The following is a 551-nucleotide window of genomic DNA, read 5'->3' on the forward strand; positions in this document are numbered from 1 at the left end:
TCAACGAGGTGCTGAACTCGCAGGTGACGGTCCGTGACCTGTTCGAGGCATCCCGGGTCGCCGCACTCGCCGCCCGGGTGGTTCCCGGTGGGGATGGATTCCCGTCCGGCACTGGTCCGTTCGATCCGACCCGACCGCATCCCCTTGTCGCTGGCACAACAGCGGATGTGGTTGATCAACCGCATCGACCCGGACTCGCCCGCCTACAACATGCCCTTCGCCCTCCGGCTGACCGGCACTCTCGACGTGCCCGCGCTGCGCCTCGCGGTCGCCGACGTGCTCGAACGCCACGAGGCGCTGCGCACCCGTTTCCCCGCCGACACCGACGGCATTCCGTATCAGGAGATCCTGCCGGCCGATGCCGTACTGCCCGAGGGCCTGGTGGTCGAACACGACACCACCGACCTGATGGACACCGTGGCCGGTCTGATGTCCACCGGGTTCGACGTCACGGCGTCGGTGCCGCTGCGCATACGGGTGTTCAGCTCCGGCCAGGAACACCTGTTCGTCCTTGTGGTGCACCATATTTCCGCCGACGGGGCATCGCTGGC

Annotated in this window: 1 protein-coding gene; it reads left to right on the forward strand. The window is 67.5% G+C overall.

The genetic code is table 11. The features are described from left to right. Window positions 1-93: 93 nt before the first annotated feature. Window positions 94-551: condensation domain-containing protein (locus tag NA4_RS38520; RefSeq protein ID WP_245671814.1), on the forward strand; the 458-nt coding region annotated here is incomplete at its 3' end.

Source organism: Nocardia amamiensis NBRC 102102, assembly GCF_001612745.1.
GTDB classification, from domain to species: Bacteria; Actinomycetota; Actinomycetes; order Mycobacteriales; family Mycobacteriaceae; genus Nocardia; species Nocardia amamiensis.